The following is a 25,392-nucleotide window of genomic DNA, read 5'->3' on the forward strand; positions in this document are numbered from 1 at the left end:
AAAGGAGTAGCCATTTAGCTACTCCTTTTACTTTTTTAAATTGGACAAATATTTTTTTCAAACGATGGAAAACTAAATTTACTACGAAAACAAATGTTGCATCTCTTTTTTGCGCACTTTTGCTAACTGCAGAAGCTCGGAAGCATGTTGTAAAGTTAAATCTGTAATTTCAGATCCGCCCATCATACGACTTATTTCTTCTATACGATTTTGCATATCGATATTGGAAACCGTCGTATAAGTTCTATTTTTCTCCACTTGTTTGCGGATTAAATAATGTTGGTCGGCCATAGCAGCTACTTGTGGTAAATGGGAAATACAAAGCACTTGTGAAGAGATGGAAATGGCAGCAATTTTCTCTGCAATTGCTTGAGCTACTCTTCCACTTACTCCTGTATCAACTTCATCAAAAATAATTGAAGTAATACCATTTGAAGAAGAAAAAATCGTTTTTAAAGCGAGCATAATTCGAGATAATTCACCGCCAGATGCAATTTTTGGTAATGATTTTGGCGGTTCCCCTACATTTGTTGATATGTAGAATGATACATAGTCTTTCCCATTCACATCAAAACTATGTAAGGAATCAAAATTAACAATAAACTTAGCTTTTTCCATATGTAAATCTCGCAATTGACCCATGATGGCTTCACTAAGTTTTGAAGCACAATGCTTTCTTTTGCTCGTAAGTTGCTTTGCTAATTGCTCCAATTCCTCTTCCATTTTAGCTAATTTTATTTCGTTATTTTTAATCGTTTCATCTCGATTTTGTAATTGAACTAACTCATCGGTAATTTTTTCATAATAATTTAATATTTCTTCAACGGTTGTCCCATATTTTCTTTTCATCGTTTGATATTGAGCTAATCGATGTTCTACTTCGTTCAATCGATTTGGATCGAATTCCAATTCATCTATAATATTTTTAATTTGATGTGCCGCATCTTGTAATGCATAAAAGGAAGTTGTAACAGCCTCAGATGAATCTTTAAATTGCTCATCCAACTCTACGATATCATCCAACGCATTCATCGCATCACCAATATTATCTAATCCTTTTAATTCCCCAGAAATCGCCTCATAGGCAATATTAGCCCGTTCAAAAATTTTATGGAAATTAGATAACCGTTTCCGTTCTTCTAATAGTTCCTCTTCTTCCCCTAATTTCAGATTAGCTTCTTCCAGTTCATTCATTTGAAATTGATATAAATCTATTCGTTGGGCTGTTCTTTGTTCATCAATATTAATAGCTGCTATTTCTCGTTTGAAGTCACGATACGCTTGATACTTTTGAGTGTACCGTTCTTTCAATTCTGCTATTTCTTGATGGGCAAAATGATCCAGTAAATGAATATGCTGCTTTTCATCCATCAGCTCTTGACTTTCATGTTGACCATGAATGTCAATTAATGTTGAGCCAATATCTCGTAAAACGGATAACGGAACGAGTTTACCATTGACCCGGCATACACTTTTACCATTTTCATTAATATCCCGGCGAAGTATAATCGTTCCTTCTTCACTTTCAAGTCCAACTTCTTCAAGTTTTTCGTAAATTGGATGATGTTCATTTGTCATCATGAACAGTCCTGTTAATTCTGCTTTTGTGGCACCATGTCGAATAAATTCTGAAGAAGCTCGTCCACCAGCAAGGAGATGAACGGCATCAATAATAATCGATTTTCCCGCACCTGTTTCACCAGTTAAAACGGTTAGACCATCAGAAAAATCAACTGTTAAGTCATCTATAATAGCAAAGTTACGTATACTAAGCTCTTTTAACAAAAATCCTTCACCTCTTAAAATACCCTTTTACTAAATTAGTAAAATTTATGAGATTCATTTAAATTAAAGTAAATCTAAAATACGTTCTTTTACAATTTCACGATCTTCTTCTCTACGACAAATAATAAGAATCGTATCATCTCCTGAAAGGGTTCCTAAAATCTCTTTCCATTCTAAATGGTCGATTAAAACCGCAATCGCATTCCCATTCCCTGGTAAAGATTTTAACATTAAAAAATGGGATACACCATCAATGCTTACGAAGGAATCTGCTAAAGCTCTTTGTAGTTTTTGCAATGGATTAAATCGTTGATCGGCAGGAAGACTGTATTTATAACGGCCATCTTGGAGGGGAACTTTTACTAAATGTAGTTCTTTTATATCCCTCGAAACAGTTGCTTGTGTAACGTTATATCCATTTTGTTTTAAACGATCTACTAATTCATCTTGCGTTTCAATTTCATTATTTGTTACAATTTCACGGATTCGCATATGACGTTGGCCTTTATTCATCCTGTTCACCTCTTATGAATATATATGTATATTTATACTAACATTCCACCTATAAAACCTCAAGAAAAAGTGGATGACCCTTATATGAAGAGTCACCCACTTATTTTGGGTATCATAAATTTTCATGTATACCAATTATCCAATAGTTATTTTAATTCACTATGTGCTGCTTCTACAATCTCTTTGAAGTTAGTAAAAGGTTCTACTTCTTCATTCGCTTTTGGATTTACTAAATGGAATAAAAATTCAATATTTCCTTCACCGCCTGTTATCGGTGAATAAGAAGCATTTTTTACAACAAATCCGATATCCGTTGCCATTTTAGCCGTATCTTCTAATACTTGTAAATGAATTTTCGGATCACGGACTATGCCTTTTTTCCCTACATTTTCACGCCCAGCTTCAAATTGTGGCTTTACTAGCGCCATCACATCTCCACCTGGCAATAAAATTGTTTTTAAAACCGGTAATATTAAAGAAAGGGAAATAAAAGAAACATCAATCGTTGCAAATTCCGGCAACCCTTCTGTGAAGTCTTCCGGTTTAGAATATCGAAAATTTGTTTTCTCCATTACCGTAACCCGTTCATCGGAACGAATTTTCCAAGCAAGCTGATTCGATCCGACATCGAGGGCATAACAATGTTTCGCCCCATTTTGTAAAGCACAGTCCGTAAAACCACCTGTTGATGAACCAATGTCCAACATCAATTTTCCTTCAACGGACATATCAAACACTTCTAATGCCTTTTCCAGTTTTAGACCTCCACGACTGACATATTTCAGTTGAGACCCTTTTACTTGGAGAGGTGCATCGATAGAAATCTTTTCACCAGCTTTATCGATACGGGTTTCATTGGAATAAACTAATCCCGCCATAATAGAGCGTTTTGCTTTTTCACGAGTTTCACATAATCCTCTTTCAACAAGTAATATGTCCACCCGCTCTTTGATTTGTTTCGTCATACTAATTTCGTTCCTACTTTTTTGTTACTATTCGCCAATTTTCGAAGGCGTTCAACGGCTTCTTCTTTTGTAAGATGAATTTCTTCCAATAACAAATCAACGCTACCTTGTTCAATAAATTGATCTGGAATACCCATTCGGTCGATTTCCACATCTAAGTATTTATTTTCACTAGCAAACTCAAGAACCGCACTACCAAATCCACCTTGAAGAACAGCTTCTTCAATCGTTAAGATTGGAACCTTTTTCGCTAATAATTCATGTAGCATATCAACATCTAAAGGTTTAATGAAACGAGCATTCACAACTTTTACATCAATTCCTGCTTGTTCTAATTCTTTAGCAGCATCCATCGCCATTGGAATTGTCGTACCAAAGGTTAAAATCGCAACATCCTTACCTTCTTTTAGTATTTCCCAGCTACCGATAGGGATTGTTTTCATTTCTTTATCCATCGGTACACCATAACCGTTACCACGAGGATAACGTAGCGCAATCGGTCCATCATTATATTCAATCGCCGTTTTTACCATATGTTGACCTTCATTTTCATCCTTTGGCATCATAAGAACCATATTCGGTAAATGTCTTAAGAACGCGATATCGAATACACCTTGGTGGGTTTCGCCATCCGCACCAACTAAACCAGCACGATCAATTCCAATGAATACGTTTAAGTTTGGTCTTGCAATATCATGTAATACTTGATCATACGCCCGTTGTAGGAAAGTAGAATAAATAGCTAAATACGGTTTCATTGCTTGAGTAGCAATACCTGCTGCCATCGTTGTTGCATGTTGTTCAGCAATCCCAACATCAAAGAAACGATCAGGGAATGAACGTTGAATTCCTTCCATTTTTGAACCAACCGGCATCGCGGGTGTAATAGCCACAATCCGTTCATCATCTTCCATTAGCTTACGAACTGATTCCGAAACTAAGCTGCTCCAACTTGGACCTTTTGCAGAAGATTTAACAAAGTCACCAGTTTCCATCTTATAAGGACCTGTACCATGCCATGTCCCTACAGTATCTTCTTCAGCTGGTTTATACCCTTTTCCTTTTTTCGTAATGACGTGAACAATGACAGGACCTTTTACTTTTTTCGCATACTCAAGCGATTTTTCTAAAGCTTCAAAATCGTGTCCGTCAATTGGACCTAAATATTTAAAGCCCATTTCTTCAAAGAATACACCTGAAACAACTAAATATTTTAAACTGTCCTTTACTCGTTCAGCAGTACTCGCAACTTTTCCACCTAACACAGGAATTTTTTTCAATAGTACTTCCAATTCCTCTTTTGCCTTTGAATACTCTTTTGCTGTACGCAGTCGACCTAAAATATTGTGTAATGCACCAACGTTTGGAGCGATAGACATTTCATTATCATTTAAAATGACAATCATGTTCTTTTTTTCATGGCCAATATGGTTTAGAGCTTCTAAAGCCATTCCACCTGTTAATGCACCGTCTCCAATAATTGGAATAACATAATTTTTTTCTTTTTTAATATCACGAGCAATAGCCATACCCATCGCAGCAGAAAGAGACGTGGAACTATGGCCAGTTTCCCATTCGTCGTGTTCACTTTCACTGCGCTTTGGAAAGCCGCTTAGACCTTTAAATTGTCGTAAAGTATCAAATTGATCTGCGCGACCTGTTAATATTTTATGAACATAAGCTTGGTGCCCTACATCCCATAAAAATTTATCCTTCGGACTATTAAAAGCCTTATGCAATGCGATCGTTAACTCAACAACACCTAGGTTTGGGCCAATATGTCCCCCTGTAATCGAACATTTTTCAATAAGAAAAGAGCGAATATCACTTGCTAGTGACTCTAACTCTTTTCTATTCATATTTTTCAAAAAGGATGGACTAGTAATTTTGGTTAAATCCATCTCACACACACCTTTTCATAATTATTAATCAAAGAAAACGTTTTTACTATTATACCAGTGAAAACTTTTAATCAAAAGAATTTGCTATTTTTTAATTATTTCGATGAACAATATATTGGGCAAACTCCTTTAATAAAGAAGTGTCCTTCTCCACTCTTTCTAGCGCTTCTATGGCAAAATGATAGTGTTCTTCTAACTTTTGCTTTGCTCCTTCGAGAGTAAGTAATGCTGGATACGTGCTTTTATTACTTTTTTCATCTTTCCCAGCAGTTTTTCCAAGTTCTTCAGAAGTGGCGACAATATCTAAAATGTCATCTTGGATTTGGAATGCTAAGCCGATATGGTGGGCATATTCTACTAATGCCGCCCGTTCTTCTTCACTTGCATTTGATAAAACAGCACCTGACTCTATACTAAAACGTAAAATTGCTCCTGTTTTATTTATATGGACATGTTCAAGCTCAGGTAAATTTAATTGACGAGATTCCCCATCGATGTCTAATACTTGTCCACCAACCATACCTTCAGCACCTGAAGCGATACTTAATAAATTAATTAGCTCAACCCGTTGATTGGATGGAACGTTTTCCATTCTCGCTAAAATACCAAAGCTTAATGTGTTTAGCGCATCGCCAGCTAATGTTGCTAATGCTTCACCGAAAACAATATGATTTGTCGGTTTACCTCTTCGCATATCATCATTATCCATACTTGGTAAATCATCGTGGATAAGTGAATATGTATGAATCATTTCCACAGCTGCACCGACAGTTAATGCTTCTTGTTGTTTATTTTGAAACAAATCACATACTGCTAAAACAAAAAGGGGGCGAATTCTTTTCCCGCCAGCTTTTAACGAATAGAGCATAGATTCTTTTAATTGTTCTGGCGCTTTAATACATTGAACTAATGAGTATAACTCATTCTCAATTTTAGGTAAATTATCAGCAATAAATTCCTTTATACGATTTGTCATAGCTATTCCTCTCCGTTTGTTGGTTCAAAAGGTTGTTTCTCACCTTGGTCGTTTACTATCGATATTAATTGTTTTTCCGCATTTTGTAACTTTTCATGACAAAAATGGGATAATTCCATTCCATTTTTATATAAATCAATCGCTTCTTCTAAAGGGACGTCACCTTGTTCCAGCTTACGTACAATTTCTTCTAATTCGGACATAGCTTGTGCAAAGGACTGTTCTTTTTTCATTATTTTTCCCCTCCTTCATGAATTTCAATAATTTTTGCTTGAACTTTTCCATCATGGAAATGAATGTCAATTTCTTCATCTTTTGATAATTGCGTGACAGATTTAACGACTTGTTGCTCTTTATAAGTAACACTATACCCTCTTGTCATAATTGATAATGGGTTTAACGCCTCTAAAGTTCTTACATTTGCACCATATTGATCTTTCTTTTTTTGTAACAGAGACAAAACGGAGCGGGTTAATAAATCGGTCATATGATTAATTTGTTTATAATTATACTGTATTTCATTTTTAGGCGAATGGGATTTTATCGTCGAATCAAGTTTTTGTAATGCATTATACTTTTTCATCAAATACATTTGAGAGGCTCTACCTAGTTGCATATCCAACTGTACAATTTTTTCTATAAAGGGACGATATAGCCTTTCTGGTGTTGCCAATGGATAAGCATTTTGCAGTTTCTTTAAGCGGCTCCGCTCAAACTGGACTAATGCTGATGTCATTTGTTGCAATCTGGATTTATTAGATATTATTCGTTGAATTAACTCATGTTGGTTAGGAACAGCTAACTCTGCTGCTGCAGTTGGTGTCGGTGCACGAAGGTCCGCAACAAAATCTGCAATTGTCGTATCCGTTTCATGTCCTACCGCACTAATAATGGGAATTCTACTTTCAAAAATAGCTTGGGCAACGATTTCTTCATTGAATGCCCATAAATCCTCTATAGAACCGCCACCTCGACCTACGATTAAGACGTCACATAACTGTTGATTGTTCGCCAACTGAATATTTTTCACAATATTGGGCGCAGCATTTTCACCTTGAACAACGGTTGGGTAAATAACGATTTCCGCTAAAGGATAGCGTCTGTTAATCGTTGTACATATATCTCTAATGGCTGCTCCCGTTGTTGCAGTTAACACGCCAACGGTATTCGGAAATTTAGGAATCGGTTGTTTAAAATTCGGATTAAAAAATCCTTCCTTTTGCAATCTTTCTTTTAATTGATTAAAAGCAACAAATAAGCCACCTACACCATCGGGTTCCATCGTTTGCACATACAATTGGTAAATTCCCGATGATTCGTACACATTGACTTCCCCTCGAATATAAACCTGCATCCCCTCTTCAGGCTTAAATTTCAATTTACTTGCTTGTGTACGAAACATAGCAGCTGTAATTCTTGCTGCATCATCTTTTAAAGTAAAGTATATATGGCCAGAACTATGTATTTTTACATTGGAGAGCTCACCTTTTACATACACTTCACGTAAATGAGGATCTGCATCGAATTTACGTTTTATATATTTTGTTAGGGCTTTCACAGTTAAATAAGAAGACGTTGTCATATGTACGGCTCCTCCAACTTAAAATTAGTATTTGTATGAAACTATCAAAATCATTTCATTCCAAAAGAAAAGCTGTTTCTCTTTTAGAAAAACACAATTTGTCGCTTAAAAGGGCAAATTGATGTATTTTCTTATGCGGAAAACTTATAGGTTCATATCCGCGCAGAAAAACAGCTTCTGTTTCTATAGTTTACATGTTTTCACCTTATTTGTCCTGTACTAAGGTGTTCTCTGCTGATTGTACAGTGTTATAAAGTAACATTGTAATCGTCATTGGACCTACACCGCCAGGAACAGGTGTAATATGGGATGCGATTCCATCAACTGCTTTGAAATCTACATCTCCAGTTAATTTATTATGATCGTCTCGGTTAATACCTACATCAATGACAACAGCACCAGGTTTCACATGCTCTTTTGTAATAAAGTTAGCTCTTCCAACAGCTGCGATTAAAATATCCGCTTGCTTTGTAATGGAAGGTAAATCCGGTGTTTTGGAATGAGTATATGTAACAGTAGCATCTTTTTGAAGTAACAGTTGTCCCATTGGTTTTCCAACAATATGGCTTCGACCAACTACAACTGCGTGTTTACCAGCGATGTCTATCCCTGAATATTCAAGTAATTTCATCACACCAAATGGCGTACATGGTAAATATGTCTCTTGGCCTAACATCATTTTCCCTACACTTACTGGAGAAAAACCGTCCACATCTTTATCAGGGGAAATCGTTGCGATGACTTTGTCTTCGTCGATATGTTTTGGTAATGGTAATTGTACTAAAATTCCATGAATATCGTTGCGATGATTTAATGAACGAATTTGTACAAGCAATTCTTCCTCTGTCACATCTTCCGGTAGTTGGATCAGTTCAGAGAAAATTCCAATTGCTTCACAAGATTTTTGTTTATTTCGAACGTAAGTTTGTGATGCTGGATTATTACCGACTAAAATGACAGCTAAACCAGGTGTCACTCCTTGTTCTTTTAACAATTGAACTCGCTCGGCAATTGATTTTCGAATTTCTTGGCCAATTTCTTTTCCGTTAATGATTGCACTAGACATCTTCTGATACTTCCTTTCAAAGGACTATTGTTGTGTGAATTTTGATAGAACACCATTGACAAATTTGCTAGACTTTTCATCGCCAAATGTTTTACAAAGCTCAATCGCTTCGTTTAAAACAACACGGCTCGGTGTATCTTGCATAAAGAGTAATTCATAAACTGCCAATCTCAATACCGTTCTTTCGATTTTAGGTAAACGGCCGAGTGACCAGTTTTCTAAATTTCGACTAAGTTTTTCGTCGATTTCTTTTTGATTTTCTGTAACACCTTGTACTAATTGTTCGAAAAATGCATCGGATTCTTCGTCATTTAGTACGTGTCCAATCGCTTCCTGTAATGTTAGATCTGTGTTGTCTAACTGAAACAGTACTTGCACAGCTTTTTCGCGCGCATCATGTCGTTTCATGTATAAATCTCCTTCATTAGTAACATTAAGTCCTATAATAACATATTTTAGCTATTCTAACACAGCTTCAAACGAACTTTTAAAAAATACGAACAGTAACATGATTTTTATTTAACTGGATAGCATTTTCTTTCATTTTTGAATGTTCGAGAGAAGAGTATTATGCTGTGTTTCCTTTTAACATCATTTAAAGACTTGTGCCGCCTTGACCGCTTTTTTCCATCCTTCATACAATGCTTCTTTTTTCTCCGCTTCCATTTCAGGAACAAATTTTTTGCCGATATTCCAGTACTTTGAAATCTCCTCTTTACTTTTCCAAAATCCAACTGCCAGCCCTGCCAAATAAGCTGCACCTAATGCTGTCGTTTCATTAATAGCCGGTCGTTCAACAGGAACGGATAAAATATCCGACTGGAATTGCATTAAAAGATCATTTTTCACAACGCCGCCATCAACCCGTAAAGATTTAAGGGAAATTTCCGAGTCTGCTTCCATTGCCCCTAATACATCTTTTGTTTGATAAGCAAGGGATTCTAATGTTGCACGAATGAAATGCTCTTTCGTCGTTCCACGGGTAAGGCCAAAAACTGCTCCCCTCACATCACTATCCCAATAAGGGGTTCCTAGTCCAACAAAAGCTGGGACGACGTAAACGCCCTCTGTACTGGAAACTTTCTCTGCATACCGTTCACTTTCACTGGAATCACGAAACATTCTTAATCCGTCACGTAACCATTGAATCGCTGAACCAGCAACAAAAATACTCCCTTCCAAAGCATATTCCACTTTCCCATCTATTCCCCATGCGATGGTTGTTAATAATCCGTGATTGGAACAGACCGTTTTCTCCCCAGTATTCATTAACATAAAACACCCAGTGCCATATGTATTTTTAACCATTCCCGACTCAAAACAAGCTTGTCCAAAAAGGGCTGCCTGCTGATCTCCAGCTATCCCTGCAATGGGGACTTCCACGCCGAAGAAATGACTTTTGGAAACATGCCCGTATATTTCAGATGATGGGCGTACTTCCGGTAACATCGTGGAAGGAATATTAAGTATTTCTAACAATTGTTCATCCCATTTTAGATCAAAAATGTTATACATTAACGTTCTAGAAGCGTTCGAATAGTCTGTTACATGGACTTCTCCTTCCGTAAGTTTCCATATAATCCAACTATCAATCGTTCCAAAAAGCAGTTCACCCTTTTCCGCTTTTTCTCTGGCACCTTCTACATGATCCAATATCCATTTCACTTTCGTACCAGAAAAATAAGGGTCAATAATAAGACCTGTTTTTTGTTGGAATAACTTTCCATAACCTTGCTCTAATAATTCGTTGCAAATTGGAGCAGTTTGACGGGATTGCCAAACGATTGCATGATAAATCGGCTCTCCCGTTGTTTTATCCCATACGACCGTTGTTTCCCGTTGGTTTGTGATCCCTATGCCTTGAATTTGTTCAGGACGAATATTTTTTTCTGAAAGCACCGTTGCAATGACAGATAAGATGGAACTCCATATTTCATTTGCATTATGCTCAACCCAGCCATTTTGTGGAAAATGTTGTTTGAATTCTCGCTGGGAAATATGTTCTACCTTCCCCTCCTTATTAAATAAAATAGCTCGGGAACTAGTTGTTCCTTGATCTAATGATAAAATATATTTTTCCAATGTCTTCCCTCCAAAAGAACTACAAAACATTATGTATGTTTTTATTCATAACTATAATACCACTGTTACGACGTATACTTTTAACTCGAGTACTTTTTATTCTAAAAAAGAGTATGCCCAAAAAGACATACTCTTCTTTAAATCTATTCAAAAATTACATCTTTCTTTTAAATATTTTTTCCATCAGAGCAATTGAGCGACAAAATTATTCCCCTTGTTGACGATCAGCTGCTTCGTCTTTAATTTCTTCTCTAAAACCATCTAAAGCTTGTTTGCGGCGCTCGTTTTTAGCTTGAATCTTCGCTTTCTCTTCAGGACTTGAAAATCCCATCGTTTCTTCTGCTGCTTCAATATTTTCAATCGTGTTGTGAACCATCTTTTGTAATTTCTCTACATTATCTGAGCGGTCATCTGGATTCGGTTTACGATTATTCATCATTTGAAAATACCTCCTATTTTTATTTTTACGGGATTAGTTTGGTTCCATTTCCTATGTTTATACAGTAATTGCATTGTTAATCGAATAAAAAAAAGATCTCTTTCTAACTTAAGAAAGAGATCTACTATTTGTTAATTACTCGTCATCTTTTGAGTTTTCGAATTGAATGGCCGTAATATGAACATTTACTTCACTCGTATCAATCGATGTCATATTAAAGATTGCTTGACGAATGGATGTTTGGATTTCCTTCGCTACTTTTGGAATAGAGTAGCCATATTTTACTGAACAAAATACATCCATCACAATTTGTCCATCTTCCGAAATCGTTGCCTTAACACCTTTAGAATGGACTTTTTTTCCTAAACGTTCTGCAACACCTGATGCAAAGTTTCCTCTTGTAGCAGCAACACCGTCAATTTCTGTTGTGGCAATTCCTGCGATTACCTCAATTACTTCAGGAGCTACTTCGATTTGACCAAGTTCTTCTTTACCAGAAGGAGTTGGTTGTATGAAAGCTTTTGCTACTTTCTCAGCCATCTTCTTCATCCTCTCTTACTTCGCAAATTGTCTTCTTATATTAATAATGACAAAATTCACAAAGATTTCTATTTAGAATATATTATACCTTATTTTTTTCCTTAGCGCTTTATCGAATACATTTTTTCTAAATAATATTTTACTCATGTTCTTTCCAAATGTTTGCCAAATATTCATAAGAAGTTTTACGCTTTTCAATATCATAAATTGGACTATTAATCATCAATTCATCTACTTCACGATGGCGTAAAAATTCTAATAATTGATCATATACAGTTTGTTTAGAGCCGAAGAACGTATATTTCAGTTGTTGGAATACGACTTTCTTTTCATCCTCTGTCCAAAGGCTTGCCATTTCCCTTGGCGGTTGGGTTTTACCCCTTTTCCCTTTAATGATGCCTAAAAACTGTTGGAATAATGTACTAGCTAAATATTCCCCTTCTTCATCGGTATTTGCCACCATAGCATTCACAGCAACCATAGAATAAGGTTTATCCAATACGTTTGAAGGTATAAAGTTTCTTCTATACGTATTAAGGGCATCATCTAACAAATCAGGTGCAAAATGACTTGCAAAGGAATATGGTAAACCAAGTCGACCTGCCAATTGGGCACTATAAAGACTGGAGCCTAATAACCAAACAGGAATAGACATTCCTTTTCCAGGTACGGCAATAACAGGCCGTTCAACATCTTCAAAGTACCCTCTTAATTCATCTACTAAACGATCAAACTCATAAGCTCCTCTATCATCACGTCGTAACGCACGGGCTGTGAGCATATCTGAACCAGGTGCTCTTCCTAACCCTAAATCGATTCGACCTGGATACATGGATTCTAATGTTCCGAATTGCTCTGCAACAACGAGTGGTGAATGGTTCGGTAACATAATCCCCCCTGAACCAACTCGAATCTTACTTGTTGCAGCAGCTAAATACCCTATTAAAACGGGTGTTGCAGAGCTGGCAATCCCTTGCATATTATGATGTTCTGCCACCCAATATCGATTGTAACCAGACTTCTCAGCAGTCAGGATTAATTCTCTACTATTTTGAAATGAATTAGCTGGCGTTTGCCCCTCTAAAACGGGTGCTAAATCGAGTACAGATAATTTTGGTAACAACTGTAACTCCCCCTTCCATATTGATAGTATAAAACGAACTGGAGAAGTATTCATTTATTTCGTCTCGGGACAAAAAAATGACTATCTCAAATTGAGATAGTCATTTTATGGAATCATTTATTGATTCGGTACTTCTTCTTTTTTTGCTGTATTTAATAAATCGTTTTCCTCAAGGAATTTCGTATTGAATTTTCCTGATTGGAATACTTCATTGTTCATTAAAGCTTGATGGAATGGAATCGTTGTATGAATTCCAGGTCCCGCCACTTCAAATTCACTTAAAGCACGATTCATTTTAGCAATCGCTTCTTCTCGAGAATCCGCATGAACAATTAATTTGGCAACCATTGAATCGTAATATGGGGGAATTGTGTACCCTGCATATACTGCAGAATCAATACGAACCCCATAACCACCTGGTGTAATATAAGTTTCAACCGTACCTGCTGAAGGCATGAAGTTTTTATATGCATTTTCCGCATTAATGCGGCACTCAATTGCCCAACCATTCATTTTAATATCTTCTTGTGTAAATGGAAGTGGCTCTCCAGCTGCGATTTTTAATTGTTGTTGTACTAAATCAACACCTGTGATCATTTCCGTTACCGGATGTTCTACTTGGATACGCGTATTCATTTCCATGAAGTAAAACTTATCTTCTTGATAATCGTAAATAAATTCGATTGTACCCGCACCTTCATAATTACAAGCTTGTGCAGCTTTAACAGCTGCAGCACCCATTTCAGCTCGACGTTCTTCTGATAATGCAGGTGAAGGTGCTTCCTCTACAAGCTTTTGCATACGGCGTTGAACTGTACAGTCCCGTTCACCTAAATGGACAACATTTCCAAAAGAGTCTGCTAACACTTGAATTTCACAATGGCGGAAGTATTCGATGAATTTTTCAAGATAGACACCTGGATTACCAAAAGCTGCTGCTGCTTCTTTTTGCGTAATATCGATCCCTTTTACAAGGTCTTCTTCCGTACGAGCAACACGAATCCCTTTACCGCCGCCGCCAGCAGTCGCTTTAATAATAACCGGGTAGCCAATCTCTTTCGCCCATTTTTTACCTGTTTCAATATCTGGAACGATCCCAGTACCAGGTACAAGCGGTACCCCTGCTTCTTCCATCGTACTACGGGCAACGTCTTTTATACCCATGATTTTGATCGAATCAGAAGAAGGACCGATAAATTTAATACCTGCATTTTCACAAGCTTCAGCAAAATCAGCATTTTCAGCTAAAAAACCGTAACCGGGATGAATGCCATCGACCCCTGTTTTTTGGGCTACACCTAAAACTGCCGGGAAGCTTAAATAAGAGTCTTTTGATAGTTTTGGTCCGATACAATATGCTTCATCTGCTAATTTCACATGAAGGGCATTTGCATCAGCTTCTGAATATACCGCAACGGTTTCAATACCGAGTTCTTTACAAGCACGAATAATTCGTACTGCAATTTCACCACGGTTTGCAATTAAAACTTTTTTCATTATAGAAGCACCCCTTACTCAGGTTTCACTAGGAATAGTGGTTGTCCATATTCTACTAATTGCCCGTCTTTCACAAGTACTTCAACAATTTCACCTTTAATTTCAGCTTCAATTTCGTTGAATAATTTCATTGCTTCAACGATACATACAATTGTTTCTTCTCCAACTTTATCTCCTACTTTTACGTATGGTGGTTGGTCAGGTGAAGGTGCTTGATAGAATGTCCCTACCATTGGCGAAGTAATTTTATGTAATGAAGATTGATCAACAGTAACAGGTGCTGTTTTTTCCTCCACTTTTACTTCTTCCTTAGTCGTTTCAACAACAGGTTCTACAGCTACTGGAGCTGGCGCTGGTTGTTGTACTACTGGAGCAGTTTCAACTTTAGGAGCGACAACTTCTGTTACAACTCCGTTATTTTTTTTCAATTTTAGTTTAGCCCCATCATGTTCATAAACGAATTCGTCTATGGATGATCCGTCAACTAATTTAATAATTTCTCTCAATTCTTGTACTTTAAACACGTAAAGACACCCCTTATGTTTTATTCACTTCTTTACTATTTTATAGTTTTTTTCCTAAATTTGAAATACATAAATACAATTTTAAAGAAATAACGTAAAAAACAGTGCTTTCGTCTTGAAAACGAACGCACTGCGTAATTTCTGTTAGCTAAAATATTATTCTTGTAATAATAATTTCGAATTAATAGTAATTCGATTCAACGTTTACTTGTACATCGCTTACATCTTCAAGTTCTGATCGAACTGTAAAAATAATTTCGTTAGCTTGTTGTTTCGAAATTTCATCTGATAATACTGTTACTGCCACTTTCTCATCTTCTACTCGTACTAGAGCATCTGAATAACCAAGGGATTCAATTAACATCTCTAGCATAGATTCTGATGACTCTTGTTCAATAAGGGCATTCATTTGGTTAAAGGCTTCATTTTTCTCTTCTGCTGAATACTCATCAGATGCAATTTTTTGTGTTAGTTGCTCTCTTAATTGATCTCGTTCATTACTTTTTTCCATTCTCATTTCTTCAAATAAGTAACTTTCAGATGTTGTTGTAGTCATTTCTTCTTCATCTACACCTGTTAGAGTAGTTTCTTGTAATGCGTCATCTGAAAAAATTGTCGCCAGATCCACATCACGATTTGGTTCAAATACATAGTAAACTGAAATGACGGCCGCTAAACTTAGTAGCGTTAATAACCATACTGTTCTTCTTTTTACTTTCATTGTTCATCTCCTTTACTCTCCATCGGTACAATCATAATTCTGTGAGTAGGCATTTGCATTACTCGACTAATAGTTTCCAAAAGTTGCTTTTGAATAGCTGGGTTAGACGCCCCTTCCGATACAACGAGCAATCCTGATACATGCTGTTGATTTTCACTTGAACTGAGATACCCATTTAATAGACTGTCAGCGTTTGAATCCTTTGATGAAGGGACATCGTAATGAAAGTAGACCTTTACTTGTCCAACACCTTTAATCTGACTTAGGGTTTGCTCAAGTTTACTTTCCTCTTCAGATGAGTTATATTGCTCCTCCTTTGGATCATTCAACGTTACAGAAATGTACGCAATGAACACTAGAACTGCAATCGGAATAAAGATTAATTTTTGTTTTGACCATTTCTTTTCCACCTCACGTTCTTTAGCGCCTCCTTTCTATCAAATACGCCTCGGCGTATTGCCGGAGGCTTTCCCTTTGTTCAGCATCGTTCAAAATGAATTCATAATCTTCATATTCCCTTTACTCTAGATGAAGGCACTTTACTGAACAAAGTTTAACGTTTCATCACATTGTATGAAGCTAGTCCTAACTGTATGCTTTATAGTTTAAGAAAATCTAACACTGTTGTTAAAAAAATTAATAATGTTGCTAGTTTTACATAGACAATGACGTCTTTCTCATCAGCTAAAAGTAATAAACATTTCCCTATTAAAATAATGATGATGAGTTTGATCAAAAGCTTTTCCCCACCCCTAGCTGCATAATCACTATTAAGATGAGCCAAATAAATACAAAGGCAATTCCAAGTAATATTGCTACAGCACAAAGTAATAATAAAGATTTCCCAACGTCATCTAACAGTCCGCTAATCGTACTTCCGGTAAAGGGTTCTATAACAGCAGCTAATAACTTAAAGGTCATAGCATGGATTAGTAGTTTACCAGCTGGATAAAAAGCAGCAATCCAAAAAGCCGTCATCGCTCCTAATCCTACCACTGTAGTAGCAGTTGATTGATATTTATGGAATATCGAAAACCCTTCTACAATGAGAGAGCCGACGATGGGTATCGTTTGTTCGATTACTTTTTTTACTGGACTTGCTATAGCTTGGTCAATTGTAAAGAAGGCTACACCAGTAAAGGAAAGTACCGTTACCATTCCTAAAAGCGATGCTGTAATGAGTGTCATGACGGTTCCACGAATTAAATCTGATGCCTTTGAAAATGAAATATCTTGAATAAATCTAGAACAAAAATCAAGAATTAGCGCTACCGTTATGGCAGGAATTAAAATTTTTTTACAAAGTAGCATAAGCATTTCAAAAATAAAGAGAACGACTGGGCTCCAGGCGATAAATGAAAATACCGCATTTAATACAACTAAAATGGAAGTTAATATCGGTGTAATGGCTAAAAAGAAATCCGAGGCTACGTTGACGATTTGCCCCATCGTAGAAAAAGCATCCATTACAGTTTGTCCAAGGGTTAATACGAGTACAATGATGAATAACGTATCGCCCCATTTTTTAAATTTCGGCACAAAGGCCTCTATCAAAAGAAATAACACGGTATAAATTAAAACTAAGATGATGGATTGTCCAGCGAGTTTCAATGGATCTGTAAAAACATTTAGTATTTCATTCATTATTAAAGCCCCTTACTGAAGCTTTTCTAAAATTGACGAGAAATCTGACAATACTTTTGCAAATTCGCTAGTCCAATAAAATAGTAATACGATGCGAATGGAAAACATGACAAGTTCTCCAAATGTTTCATATTCCTTTTCATCAAATAAAGATTGAAAGAACAAACCTATCTGGTAAAAAAGTGCAGAGTACACAAGCTGAGGTACATATGGCACTGATTGCACATAAGTAAGGAGCTGCTCTGTAAAAGGAATAGCGAGCATCGACAGTAAGAAATAAAGTAAGATGAAAAAGAAAACAATGACGGTTATCGCGTGTAGTTTTTCGAACGTTTCTTTAATTAGTATTAAAAGTAAAATTAAAATGACAGCATAAATTAAAAATTTCATATGTTACCCTAATTTAAATTTAGCCATTGGAAGAATGTAAGTATGTCGTCAAAGAAAAGCCGTAAAAATCGAATTAGTTCTGCCGTAATATACAAATATGCGATAAAAAATATAAAGAATGAAAATTCCTTTTTGCCGATTTGCTCAAAGAAAACATGAAGTAAAGCAATAATGAGCCCTACCCCAGCTACCCGCAAAACGTCCTGTAATTCCATCACGACGCCTCCTTGTGTAAGGCAATATATGAGCTTGTTCAAAAAAATAGACCTTTTTATCATGAAAAAAAGTCATCTCTTCGAAAGAGATGACTTAAAAAATGTTCAATAATGAAAGAAAAAGCCTTCCATAAAGGAATGGCTTTTAACTTTCATTTCTATTCTTTTCTACTATGCACGAGATACGTAAGATCCGTCAGTAGTATTAATCACTAATTTGTCCCCTTCATTTACGAAGAATGGAACTTGAACAACTAAACCAGTTTCAAGGGTAGCAGGTTTTGAACCACCAGAAGCAGTGTCTCCTTTAATACCTGGTTCAGTTTCTTTCACTTCTAATACAACTGTGTTTGGTAATTCAACACCTAGCATTTCACCTTGGTATGATTGGATGTAAACTTCCATATTTTCAAGAAGATATTTTAATTCTTCTTCGATTTGTACACTTGCTAATTCTGTTTGTTCATATGATTCCATATCCATGAATACGTGGGAATCACCTTGTGCATATAAATATTGCATTTTACGGTTATCGATTTGTGCCTTTTCAACTTTCTCACCTGCGCGGAAAGTTTTTTCTGTTACGTTACCGTTACGTAGGTTACGTAATTTCGAACGTACGAAAGCAGCACCTTTCCCTGGTTTAACGTGTTGGAAATCCATTACACGGTATAATTGGCCATCAATCATAATTGTAAGACCAGTACGGAAATCGTTAACTGAAATCATGAGTTGTATTCCTCCATTATAAAATAATTAAATCTTTGGTTGAATGGGTTAATTTTTCATTACCTGTTTCTGTGATTAAAATATCGTCTTCAATACGAACGCCGCCAATTCCCGGTAAATAAATACCTGGTTCAATTGTCACCACCATATTTGGCTCTAGAACGGTTTCGGAACGAGATGAAAGGCCTGGGCCTTCATGTACTTCAAGTCCGATTCCGTGGCCAGTAGAATGACCAAACGCCTCGCCATAACCTTTTGAAGTTAAATAGTCACGAGCAACTGCGTCAGCTTGAATACCAGTCATACCTGGTCCAACTTTTTCTAATGCTAGAAGCTGTGATTCTAAAACCGTTTGATACATTTCCTTTAGTTTATCTGACGGTTGACCAACTGAAATTGTACGCGTGATATCTGAAACGTATCCATTGTAAATCGCACCGAAATCAAGTGTGACGAAATCACCCTTTTCAATGACCTTCTCTGTTGCTACACCATGGGGTAATGCGCTGCGCACACCACTAGCAACAATTGTGTCAAAAGATGATGCAGTTGCGCCTTGTTTTCGCATGAAAAATTCTAATTCATTCGATACTTCAAGCTCAGTTACACCTGGCTTAATGAATTCTAATATATGGGAAAAAGCATTGTCAGCAATTTCACATGCAACCTTAATAATATTAATCTCTTGTTCAGTCTTAATCAAGCGAATTTTTTCAATTAACCCAGAAAGCGGTATTAATTCAGCGTTTATTAGGGATTTATAAGTTTCAAACATCCCGTAAGTCATCGTATCTTTCTCAAAACCTAACGTTTTAATACCCATTTTTTCTACTTGTGTAGCTACTTCTTTATAAAGAACACTTTCATGTTGTACGATTCGGAAATGCTGGACTTGATTTTTTGCTTGTTCTGTATAACGGAAGTCTGTTATAAAAACTGCATCATCTTTTGTCACAATGGCTACTCCAGAAGTGCCGGTAAAACCTGTCATATAACGACGATTGTAGTCGTTTGTAATTAATAAACCATCCACATTATTTTCTACTAATGCTTTACGTAATTTCTCTAATTTTATCATCCCATTTTCCTCCCTTTATTGTTCTAGAAACTTTCTAAGTGCTAATTGATAACCAAAAGTTCCTAGACCACAAATTTGACCAACACATTCTGCAGCAAGTTTTGACTCATGACGAAACGATTCCCGTTTATGTATATTCGAAATGTGCACTTCAATGACAGGCACATTTACGGCTGCAATTGCATCTCGAAGAGCGATACTTGTATGGGTATAAGCTCCCGGATTAAACACAATGCCATCCACATTTCCGTCCTCCGCTTCATGAATCCAATCAATTAATTCCCCTTCATGGTTCGATTGCCGAAAATCAATTGTAGCATTGAATTGCGTCGCAAGATTTTGACATTTCAGCTTAACATCATCCAATGTTTCACTGCCATAAATCTCCGGTTCACGCTTCCCTAATCGATTTAAATTCGGTCCATTTAAGATTAATACCTTCATCGACATTCTCCTCTTTTAACGGAAATTACCACTTTTATTTTATCATAGTGTCTTTATACGGCAACTTATTTCGTTCATTTTCAGCTTTATAATGAAACATAGCCGTTTCAAAAACAAATCGGGCCGTAATGATAAGTGTCACCATAAATGGAATTGATAATTTTTTAAAGGATGAAAGTTCTGCAGGTAAATCAAAAATAATCCACTCACAAATAAGGGCAAAAATTGCACCAATGATCAGAGAAGAGAAAAAAGGTGGAACCATTTGAACGAATTGCATGATGAAATAAAAAATTAAAATAATACAAAAGATGACAATGATTAAAATAAGCCATTGAACGGTCCAATGACTTTCCGTTAATATATCTAACCTTGTTGTATAGCCAACTGGACTCCATTTGATGAAATGAAAAAGGGATAATAATTTCAATGTTAGAGCAAGTAATAATGAAGCAAATAGACTTGTGAAAATTGCCAAATAAACCATATGAACACCTCTTTTTTTCTCCTTAGTTTCCCCCATTCACAAAATTCGTATGCGTAAAACATAGTGCTTTTGGGAAAAATTTAGTACAATAAATGATACTAGTTTTAAAAATTGAGAGAGTGGTGTAGAAGTTTGAGTAATGAAGCACCGGTTTATGGTGGGCAAGCCCTTTTAGAAGGCGTCATGTTCGGCGGGAAAGAACATACTGTAACAGCAATCCGTCGTAATGACGATAGTATTGAATATTATTATGCTAAAAAACCAAAGAAACCTTTGTTCCAAAAGTTAAAAAAAATCCCCTTTGTTCGAGGTGTAATTGCTCTTATTGAATCATCCGGTTTAGGTGCAAAGCATCTACAATTTTCAAGTGATCGATATGACATTAATCCGGGAGAAGAAGAAGAAAACGAACCAGAAACATCGAAATTGCAAATGATATTAGGTGTTGCTGTTGTTGGTGTCATTTCCTTTTTATTTGGTAAATTTGTTTTTACATTAGTTCCAGTCTTTATTGCAGAATTATTTTCACCTTGGATATCGGGTAAGTTTCCTCAAATTTTTTTGGAAACCCTTTTTAAACTAATTTTACTTTTAGGCTATTTATACATAGTATCGATGACTCCGATCATTAAGCGGGTTTTTCAATATCACGGTGCGGAACATAAAGTGATCAACTGTTATGAATCAGGTTTAGAGTTGACAGTAGAAAATGTTCAAAAGCAATCACGACTCCATTACCGGTGCGGATCAAGTTTTATTTTATTTACCGTCATTATCGGAATGTTCGTGTACTTTTTCTTCCCTACCGATCCATTATGGTTACGGGTCGTAGTTCGTATTTTATTAATTCCAGTTGTACTCGGGATATCCTTTGAAGTGCTTCAAGCAACGAATGCAGTAAGAGGTATTCCAGTATTAAAATACCTCGGTTACCCTGGATTATGGCTTCAATTATTAACTACAAAGGAGCCAAAGGATGAAATGGTCGAGGTTGCTATTGCTTCATTTAAAAAATTACATGAAGTCGAGAAAAACCCGGAATTGGCTATGGAATTGCATCACGATTAATCGAATATAGACATCTGTTAATTAACCTTGCAAAAGTTATCTTTTGCAAGGTTTTTATGATGAAAGAAGTTAACGTGAAACAATCAAGGACCTATTTACATTTTTCGACAAATCCGATACCATTTTCATAATACATAATGAGGAGTTTTGTAAAATGGAATTAGATATCGTGAAAGTATTCGTTCTCTCCTTCTTTGGTTTTGTCGGCGCATTTATTAATGCCACTGTAGGCGGTGGTGGTTTAATTACTTTACCTGCCCTTCTATCTGTTGGTCTTCCCCCATCCGCTGCGATTGCAACGAACAAATTAGCTGCCTCGATGGGCAATTTAACTAGCTCTTTAACATTTTTTAAAGCTGGTAAAATTGATATGAAGCTAATCGGCCCCATTTTACCCCTCATCTTCATTTTTTCTATGATTGGAGCTTGGACTGTCCATTTAATGGATTCCGAACTATTAAGACCTTTAATTATCGTTATGCTCATTGTCGTATTAATTTACACGTTAGCAAAGAAAAATTGGGGACAATTAGCAGAAAGAAAACCGTTAAAGTGGAAACGGGGTATTCTCTTTTTTTCTAGCCTTGTACTATTAGCATTTTATGATGGATTTTTTGGCCCTGGGACAGGTTCTTTCATTATTTTTGTCTTTTTGATTATGGGGTTTGATTTTTTAGAAGCGGCTGGAAATGCAAAAGTATTAAATTTTATGAGTAATATAGCCGCACTCATTATGTTTTTAATTTTAGGAGAGGTTGTTTTTACGTATGGAATCATCATGGGGTTATCGATGATCGTCGGCGCCTTCTTCGGAACGAAATTCGCTTTAAAGAAAGGGACAAGTTTTGTTCGAATGTTATTCATTGTCATGACGATTGTTTTAATAATGAAAAATATTTATGATTATTTTCAAGCATAATTGTTGATATAAAAAACCGGAAACAAAACTCTTGACGTTTTGCTTCCGGTTATTTTATTTTACGCTATTTTTTATAGTCCACATTTCAACTGGGCACCACAGCTTGTACATGTGTTACAACCACCTAATTCTTCTACTGTTCCTTGACGACAAACAGGACAAGTATTCCCTACTTCGGAACCGATTGTAACGTTTGTAGTAGTAAGAGGGGCAATTGTATCCACTAATACAACGGGTTGTTTTTCAACGACTTTCTCTTCCAATACTTCATCAAAGGCTAATTGCTCATCATGGGATGATTCTGCTTTTAATGTAAGTACTTGTGAATCACGGCTACCATCTACGTAAACCGTTCCACCTTTTGCTCCACCTTTGTATAGACGTTCGTACACTTTTTGTACTTGCTCTACTGTGTAGCCTTTTGGTGCGTTTACTGTTTTAGAAATCGATGAATCTACCCAACGTTGGATAACACATTGTACATCCGCATGGGCTTCAGGCGTTAACTCCATCGATGAAATAAACCAATGTGGTAAATTGTTTTCATCTGCTTCTGGATGATTATTTAAATAATCTTGCACAATTTCAGCTTTTACTTCAATGAACTTACCAAGACGACCAGAACGGTAGTAAGTGAAGGAGAAGTATGGTTCTAATCCCGTTGCAACCCCAACCATCGTACCAGTAGATCCTGTTGGAGCAACCGTTAATAAGTGGGAATTACGAATACCATTTTCAAGCACTCCTTGTCGAACATGTTCAGGCATTTTCTTCATATAACCAGTGTTAATGAAGGCTTCTCTTAAACGTTTCGTTTCTTCTTCTGTTTCACCTTGTAAGAATGGGAAGCTACCACGTTCTTTACCAAGTTCGATAGATGTTTCATAAGCTGTTACAGCAATCGTTTCAAAGATTTTATCTACTAATTCATTGCCTTCAGGAGAGCCATACTCTTTTTCACAATAAATTAATAAATCGGCAAGACCCATTACTCCAAGACCTACTCGACGTTCACCTAACGCTTGTTTACGGTTTGGTTCTAAGAAGTAAGGTGTCGCATTAATGACGTTATCTTGCATACGTACTCCGATACGAACGGTTTCCCGTAGTGCATCGTAATTAACTGTTTTTGTTTCTATATTGGCAAATTGAGCTAAATTGACAGCAGCTAAATTACATACTGAGTATGGTGCAAGGGGTTGTTCTCCACATGGGTTTGTTGCAACCACTTTTTGACCATAGGCACGAGCGTTCGTCATGTCGTTCGCATTATCGATAAAGAAAATACCCGGTTCCGCAGCATATGTAGCACAAATATTAATTAAGTTCCACAGTTCTCGAGCTTTAATTGTTCGATAAGTACGAACTCCGTAACCCATTGCTTCCCATTCACGTACGTCCCCTACTTCATGCCATTTTTCGTTGTAAATAGCCATTTCTTCTGGAGTGTAGTTCGCAACATCTGGGAATCGTAATTCATAATCAGCGTCATGTTCAACTGCTTCCATGAATTCTTTTGTTAAAGTAACCGAAATATTAGCACCTGTTAAAAATTCCGGATTATGAACGCTATAAGTTCCACCATCACGTAATTTACTTTCTGCTTCTTTTATAATCGCTTCGTTGAAACCGCCAAGACCAGGAATTGCTTTATAGTTTACAATACCTTGGTACATCGCTTCCTCTTGTTGTGTTAAAGGTTTGAATTTCAACTTTTCCTTTGCTAATGAAGCAATTAACTCATCTTCTGTATTTTCAATTAAGTAACGAAGAATACGTGGGTTTTGCATTTTTGAAATAATGAATTCCACAATATCTGGATGCCAATCGGCTAACATAATCATTTGCGCCCCACGACGGCTACCACCTTGCTCTACAAGATGCGTAAGCTTAGCAATATCATCAAGCCACGATACGGATCCGCTTGATTTACCGTTTACACCTCGGGCTAATGTGTTACGTGGACGTAATGTTGAACCATTTGTACCAACGCCACCACCACGGCTCATAATTTCCATTACTTGTTTTCGATGATCACTAATACCTTCACGACTATCTGGTACGAAAGGCATTACGTAACAGTTAAAGAATGTAACATCTGTTTGAGAACCTGCTCCATACAATACACGACCAGCAGGAATAAATTTTAATGAAGCAAGCTGTTCATAAAACTTTTCAAACCATTTTTGTTTATTTTCTTCTGTTTCTTCAACAGCAGCTAATCCAGTCGCATTGCGTTTTGCAATTTGTTCGTAATAAATTTCAAGAGGCTTTTCAATTACGTCTAAGGAACGCACAATGATGCCTGTTTCTTGTTCAATTGGATTGTCTAATACATGGCGGTATTCTTCTTCAATTAATATTTCAGCTTTTTTTGCTTCCACATCGATTGAACGAATGAACCCTAATCCGCGCGCAGGAAACTTTGGATCTTCTTTAATAGTTAATACAACAAAATCTCCAGGCTTTAACGTTTTCTTTTCCGTATCCTTAAAGGAATAACGGTCAATCATAACCAATCTTGATACTCCCTTATGCGTAATATGCATGTCCGGTGTGATTGGATGTACTTGTGGGAAATTCTTGATGTCTTCATTTAGTTGTTCTACGAGGATGGTTGCATGCGTTTCACTTAACATTACCATCTGCCAGCCTCCCTTAATAAAATCTAGTGTTGTTTACATTGATAGAGACATACAACATA

General features: G+C 36.5%; 28 protein-coding genes. 2 read left to right on the forward strand and 26 right to left on the reverse strand.

Annotation, left to right across the window (positions count from 1 at the left end):
• Nucleotides 1–81: 81 nt before the first annotated feature.
• From recN to ACH0B5_RS07415, 25 genes are all read right to left on the reverse strand, one after another.
• Nucleotides 82–1,785 (reverse strand): DNA repair protein RecN, encoded by a 1,704-nt coding sequence (gene recN / locus ACH0B5_RS07295; RefSeq protein ID WP_122971840.1) that lies wholly within the window; start codon nucleotides 1,783–1,785, stop codon nucleotides 82–84.
• Nucleotides 1,786–1,848: 63 nt separating this feature from the next.
• Nucleotides 1,849–2,298 carry a transcriptional regulator AhrC/ArgR gene (ahrC, locus tag ACH0B5_RS07300; RefSeq protein ID WP_122971841.1) on the reverse strand — a complete coding sequence of 150 codons (450 nt, stop codon included), beginning with the start codon at nucleotides 2,296–2,298 and terminating at the stop codon, nucleotides 1,849–1,851.
• 146 nt (nucleotides 2,299–2,444) lie between these two features.
• Nucleotides 2,445–3,263: a TlyA family RNA methyltransferase gene (locus ACH0B5_RS07305; protein WP_122971842.1), complete on the reverse strand. Its 819-nt coding sequence runs from the start codon at nucleotides 3,261–3,263 to the stop codon at nucleotides 2,445–2,447.
• On the reverse strand, nucleotides 3,260–5,164 hold the full coding sequence (gene dxs, locus ACH0B5_RS07310; protein ID WP_406927645.1) for a 1-deoxy-D-xylulose-5-phosphate synthase: 1,905 nt from the start codon (nucleotides 5,162–5,164) through the stop codon (nucleotides 3,260–3,262). Before dxs ends, ACH0B5_RS07305 begins: the two co-directional genes overlap by 4 nt.
• 91 nt (nucleotides 5,165–5,255) lie before the next feature.
• On the reverse strand, nucleotides 5,256–6,140 hold the full coding sequence (locus ACH0B5_RS07315) for a polyprenyl synthetase family protein (protein WP_406927646.1): 885 nt from the start codon (nucleotides 6,138–6,140) through the stop codon (nucleotides 5,256–5,258).
• 2 nt (nucleotides 6,141–6,142) lie between these two features.
• The gene (gene xseB, locus ACH0B5_RS07320; RefSeq protein ID WP_277749716.1) at nucleotides 6,143–6,376 is read right to left on the reverse strand and encodes an exodeoxyribonuclease VII small subunit; all 234 of its coding nucleotides are present in this window, start codon (nucleotides 6,374–6,376) and stop codon (nucleotides 6,143–6,145) included.
• Nucleotides 6,373–7,722: an exodeoxyribonuclease VII large subunit gene (gene xseA / locus ACH0B5_RS07325; protein WP_122971846.1), complete on the reverse strand. Its 1,350-nt coding sequence runs from the start codon at nucleotides 7,720–7,722 to the stop codon at nucleotides 6,373–6,375. The genes xseB and xseA overlap by 4 nt, the downstream gene beginning before the upstream one ends.
• Nucleotides 7,723–7,927: 205 nt before the next feature.
• Nucleotides 7,928–8,788 carry a bifunctional methylenetetrahydrofolate dehydrogenase/methenyltetrahydrofolate cyclohydrolase FolD gene (gene folD / locus ACH0B5_RS07330; protein WP_122971847.1) on the reverse strand — a complete coding sequence of 287 codons (861 nt, stop codon included), beginning with the start codon at nucleotides 8,786–8,788 and terminating at the stop codon, nucleotides 7,928–7,930.
• Nucleotides 8,789–8,812: 24 nt separating this feature from the next.
• Nucleotides 8,813–9,196, reverse strand: coding sequence for a transcription antitermination factor NusB (nusB, locus tag ACH0B5_RS07335; RefSeq protein ID WP_122971848.1), 384 nt, complete (start codon nucleotides 9,194–9,196; stop codon nucleotides 8,813–8,815).
• 183 nt (nucleotides 9,197–9,379) lie between these two features.
• Nucleotides 9,380–10,870, reverse strand: coding sequence for a glycerol kinase GlpK (gene glpK / locus ACH0B5_RS07340; protein WP_406927647.1), 1,491 nt, complete (start codon nucleotides 10,868–10,870; stop codon nucleotides 9,380–9,382).
• Between the two features lie 205 nt (nucleotides 10,871–11,075).
• Nucleotides 11,076–11,306 (reverse strand): small acid-soluble spore protein Tlp, encoded by a 231-nt coding sequence (tlp, locus tag ACH0B5_RS07345; protein WP_122971903.1) that lies wholly within the window; start codon nucleotides 11,304–11,306, stop codon nucleotides 11,076–11,078.
• Between the two features lie 138 nt (nucleotides 11,307–11,444).
• Nucleotides 11,445–11,849 (reverse strand): Asp23/Gls24 family envelope stress response protein, encoded by a 405-nt coding sequence (locus ACH0B5_RS07350; RefSeq protein WP_122971850.1) that lies wholly within the window; start codon nucleotides 11,847–11,849, stop codon nucleotides 11,445–11,447.
• A 139-nt stretch (nucleotides 11,850–11,988) separates the two neighbouring features.
• On the reverse strand, nucleotides 11,989–12,972 hold the full coding sequence (locus tag ACH0B5_RS07355) for an LLM class flavin-dependent oxidoreductase (RefSeq protein WP_406927648.1): 984 nt from the start codon (nucleotides 12,970–12,972) through the stop codon (nucleotides 11,989–11,991).
• Between the two features lie 117 nt (nucleotides 12,973–13,089).
• The gene (gene accC, locus ACH0B5_RS07360; protein WP_122971852.1) at nucleotides 13,090–14,469 is read right to left on the reverse strand and encodes an acetyl-CoA carboxylase biotin carboxylase subunit; all 1,380 of its coding nucleotides are present in this window, start codon (nucleotides 14,467–14,469) and stop codon (nucleotides 13,090–13,092) included.
• Between the two features lie 14 nt (nucleotides 14,470–14,483).
• Nucleotides 14,484–14,993: an acetyl-CoA carboxylase biotin carboxyl carrier protein gene (gene accB, locus ACH0B5_RS07365; protein ID WP_122971853.1), complete on the reverse strand. Its 510-nt coding sequence runs from the start codon at nucleotides 14,991–14,993 to the stop codon at nucleotides 14,484–14,486.
• A 181-nt stretch (nucleotides 14,994–15,174) separates the two neighbouring features.
• Nucleotides 15,175–15,714, reverse strand: a complete 540-nt coding sequence (locus ACH0B5_RS07370; protein ID WP_122971854.1) for a SpoIIIAH-like family protein — start codon at nucleotides 15,712–15,714, stop codon at nucleotides 15,175–15,177.
• Nucleotides 15,711–16,124: a hypothetical protein gene (locus tag ACH0B5_RS07375; RefSeq protein ID WP_122971855.1), complete on the reverse strand. Its 414-nt coding sequence runs from the start codon at nucleotides 16,122–16,124 to the stop codon at nucleotides 15,711–15,713. The genes ACH0B5_RS07370 and ACH0B5_RS07375 overlap by 4 nt, the downstream gene beginning before the upstream one ends.
• A 188-nt stretch (nucleotides 16,125–16,312) precedes the next feature.
• On the reverse strand, nucleotides 16,313–16,450 hold the full coding sequence (locus ACH0B5_RS07380) for a hypothetical protein (RefSeq protein ID WP_158599690.1): 138 nt from the start codon (nucleotides 16,448–16,450) through the stop codon (nucleotides 16,313–16,315).
• Nucleotides 16,447–17,358 (reverse strand): stage III sporulation protein AE, encoded by a 912-nt coding sequence (locus ACH0B5_RS07385; RefSeq protein WP_122971856.1) that lies wholly within the window; start codon nucleotides 17,356–17,358, stop codon nucleotides 16,447–16,449. The genes ACH0B5_RS07380 and ACH0B5_RS07385 overlap by 4 nt, the downstream gene beginning before the upstream one ends.
• A 12-nt stretch (nucleotides 17,359–17,370) precedes the next feature.
• Nucleotides 17,371–17,748, reverse strand: coding sequence for a hypothetical protein (locus ACH0B5_RS07390; protein ID WP_122971857.1), 378 nt, complete (start codon nucleotides 17,746–17,748; stop codon nucleotides 17,371–17,373).
• Between the two features lie 8 nt (nucleotides 17,749–17,756).
• On the reverse strand, nucleotides 17,757–17,963 hold the full coding sequence (locus tag ACH0B5_RS07395; protein WP_122971858.1) for a stage III sporulation protein AC: 207 nt from the start codon (nucleotides 17,961–17,963) through the stop codon (nucleotides 17,757–17,759).
• Nucleotides 17,964–18,134: 171 nt separating this feature from the next.
• Nucleotides 18,135–18,692: an elongation factor P gene (gene efp / locus ACH0B5_RS07400; protein WP_122971859.1), complete on the reverse strand. Its 558-nt coding sequence runs from the start codon at nucleotides 18,690–18,692 to the stop codon at nucleotides 18,135–18,137.
• Nucleotides 18,693–18,708: 16 nt separating this feature from the next.
• Nucleotides 18,709–19,770 carry a M24 family metallopeptidase gene (locus ACH0B5_RS07405; RefSeq protein ID WP_406927649.1) on the reverse strand — a complete coding sequence of 354 codons (1,062 nt, stop codon included), beginning with the start codon at nucleotides 19,768–19,770 and terminating at the stop codon, nucleotides 18,709–18,711.
• Nucleotides 19,771–19,785: 15 nt separating this feature from the next.
• Entirely contained in the window at nucleotides 19,786–20,214 is a 429-nt protein-coding gene (gene aroQ / locus ACH0B5_RS07410) for a type II 3-dehydroquinate dehydratase (protein WP_122971861.1), read from the reverse strand.
• Between the two features lie 34 nt (nucleotides 20,215–20,248).
• A complete protein-coding gene (locus ACH0B5_RS07415) occupies nucleotides 20,249–20,701 on the reverse strand; it encodes a hypothetical protein (protein ID WP_122971862.1) in 453 nt (150 codons plus the stop codon).
• A 132-nt stretch (nucleotides 20,702–20,833) separates the two neighbouring features.
• On the opposite strand from ACH0B5_RS07415, the gene ACH0B5_RS07420 reads away from it, so the two are divergent.
• Entirely contained in the window at nucleotides 20,834–21,769 is a 936-nt protein-coding gene (locus ACH0B5_RS07420; protein WP_122971863.1) for a DUF1385 domain-containing protein, read from the forward strand.
• Nucleotides 21,770–21,923: 154 nt separating this feature from the next.
• A complete protein-coding gene (locus ACH0B5_RS07425) occupies nucleotides 21,924–22,688 on the forward strand; it encodes a TSUP family transporter (protein ID WP_122971864.1) in 765 nt (254 codons plus the stop codon).
• A 71-nt stretch (nucleotides 22,689–22,759) separates the two neighbouring features.
• Here the strand turns inward: ACH0B5_RS07425 and ACH0B5_RS07430 are convergent, their stop codons facing one another.
• Nucleotides 22,760–25,333 (reverse strand): vitamin B12-dependent ribonucleotide reductase, encoded by a 2,574-nt coding sequence (locus tag ACH0B5_RS07430; protein WP_122971865.1) that lies wholly within the window; start codon nucleotides 25,331–25,333, stop codon nucleotides 22,760–22,762.
• Between the last annotated feature and the right edge of the window lie 59 nt (nucleotides 25,334–25,392).

This window comes from Ureibacillus sp. 179-F W5.1 NHS (assembly GCF_045369345.1).
Classification (GTDB): domain Bacteria; phylum Bacillota; class Bacilli; order Bacillales_A; family Planococcaceae; genus Ureibacillus; species Ureibacillus halotolerans.

What these genes read in the sequence shown, in the direction of transcription:
- ahrC (WP_122971841.1), bottom strand. Translation starts at nt 2,298, where the DNA reads ATGAATAAAGGCCAACGTCATATGCGAATCCGTGAAATTGTAACAAAT.
- ACH0B5_RS07305 (WP_122971842.1), bottom strand. Translation starts at nt 3,263, where the DNA reads ATGACGAAACAAATCAAAGAGCGGGTGGACATATTACTTGTTGAAAGA.
- dxs (WP_406927645.1), bottom strand. Translation starts at nt 5,164, where the DNA reads ATGGATTTAACCAAAATTACTAGTCCATCCTTTTTGAAAAATATGAAT.
- ACH0B5_RS07315 (WP_406927646.1), bottom strand. Translation starts at nt 6,140, where the DNA reads ATGACAAATCGTATAAAGGAATTTATTGCTGATAATTTACCTAAAATT.
- xseA (WP_122971846.1), bottom strand. Translation starts at nt 7,722, where the DNA reads ATGACAACGTCTTCTTATTTAACTGTGAAAGCCCTAACAAAATATATA.
- folD (WP_122971847.1), bottom strand. Translation starts at nt 8,788, where the DNA reads ATGTCTAGTGCAATCATTAACGGAAAAGAAATTGGCCAAGAAATTCGA.
- nusB (WP_122971848.1), bottom strand. Translation starts at nt 9,196, where the DNA reads ATGAAACGACATGATGCGCGCGAAAAAGCTGTGCAAGTACTGTTTCAG.
- tlp (WP_122971903.1), bottom strand. Translation starts at nt 11,306, where the DNA reads ATGAATAATCGTAAACCGAATCCAGATGACCGCTCAGATAATGTAGAG.
- ACH0B5_RS07350 (WP_122971850.1), bottom strand. Translation starts at nt 11,849, where the DNA reads ATGGCTGAGAAAGTAGCAAAAGCTTTCATACAACCAACTCCTTCTGGT.
- accC (WP_122971852.1), bottom strand. Translation starts at nt 14,469, where the DNA reads ATGAAAAAAGTTTTAATTGCAAACCGTGGTGAAATTGCAGTACGAATT.
- ACH0B5_RS07370 (WP_122971854.1), bottom strand. Translation starts at nt 15,714, where the DNA reads ATGAAAGTAAAAAGAAGAACAGTATGGTTATTAACGCTACTAAGTTTA.
- ACH0B5_RS07385 (WP_122971856.1), bottom strand. Translation starts at nt 17,358, where the DNA reads ATGAATGAAATACTAAATGTTTTTACAGATCCATTGAAACTCGCTGGA.
- ACH0B5_RS07390 (WP_122971857.1), bottom strand. Translation starts at nt 17,748, where the DNA reads ATGAAATTTTTAATTTATGCTGTCATTTTAATTTTACTTTTAATACTA.
- ACH0B5_RS07395 (WP_122971858.1), bottom strand. Translation starts at nt 17,963, where the DNA reads ATGGAATTACAGGACGTTTTGCGGGTAGCTGGGGTAGGGCTCATTATT.
- efp (WP_122971859.1), bottom strand. Translation starts at nt 18,692, where the DNA reads ATGATTTCAGTTAACGATTTCCGTACTGGTCTTACAATTATGATTGAT.
- ACH0B5_RS07405 (WP_406927649.1), bottom strand. Translation starts at nt 19,770, where the DNA reads ATGATAAAATTAGAGAAATTACGTAAAGCATTAGTAGAAAATAATGTG.
- aroQ (WP_122971861.1), bottom strand. Translation starts at nt 20,214, where the DNA reads ATGAAGGTATTAATCTTAAATGGACCGAATTTAAATCGATTAGGGAAG.
- ACH0B5_RS07415 (WP_122971862.1), bottom strand. Translation starts at nt 20,701, where the DNA reads ATGGTTTATTTGGCAATTTTCACAAGTCTATTTGCTTCATTATTACTT.
- ACH0B5_RS07425 (WP_122971864.1), top strand. Translation starts at nt 21,924, where the DNA reads ATGGAATTAGATATCGTGAAAGTATTCGTTCTCTCCTTCTTTGGTTTT.
- ACH0B5_RS07430 (WP_122971865.1), bottom strand. Translation starts at nt 25,333, where the DNA reads ATGGTAATGTTAAGTGAAACGCATGCAACCATCCTCGTAGAACAACTA.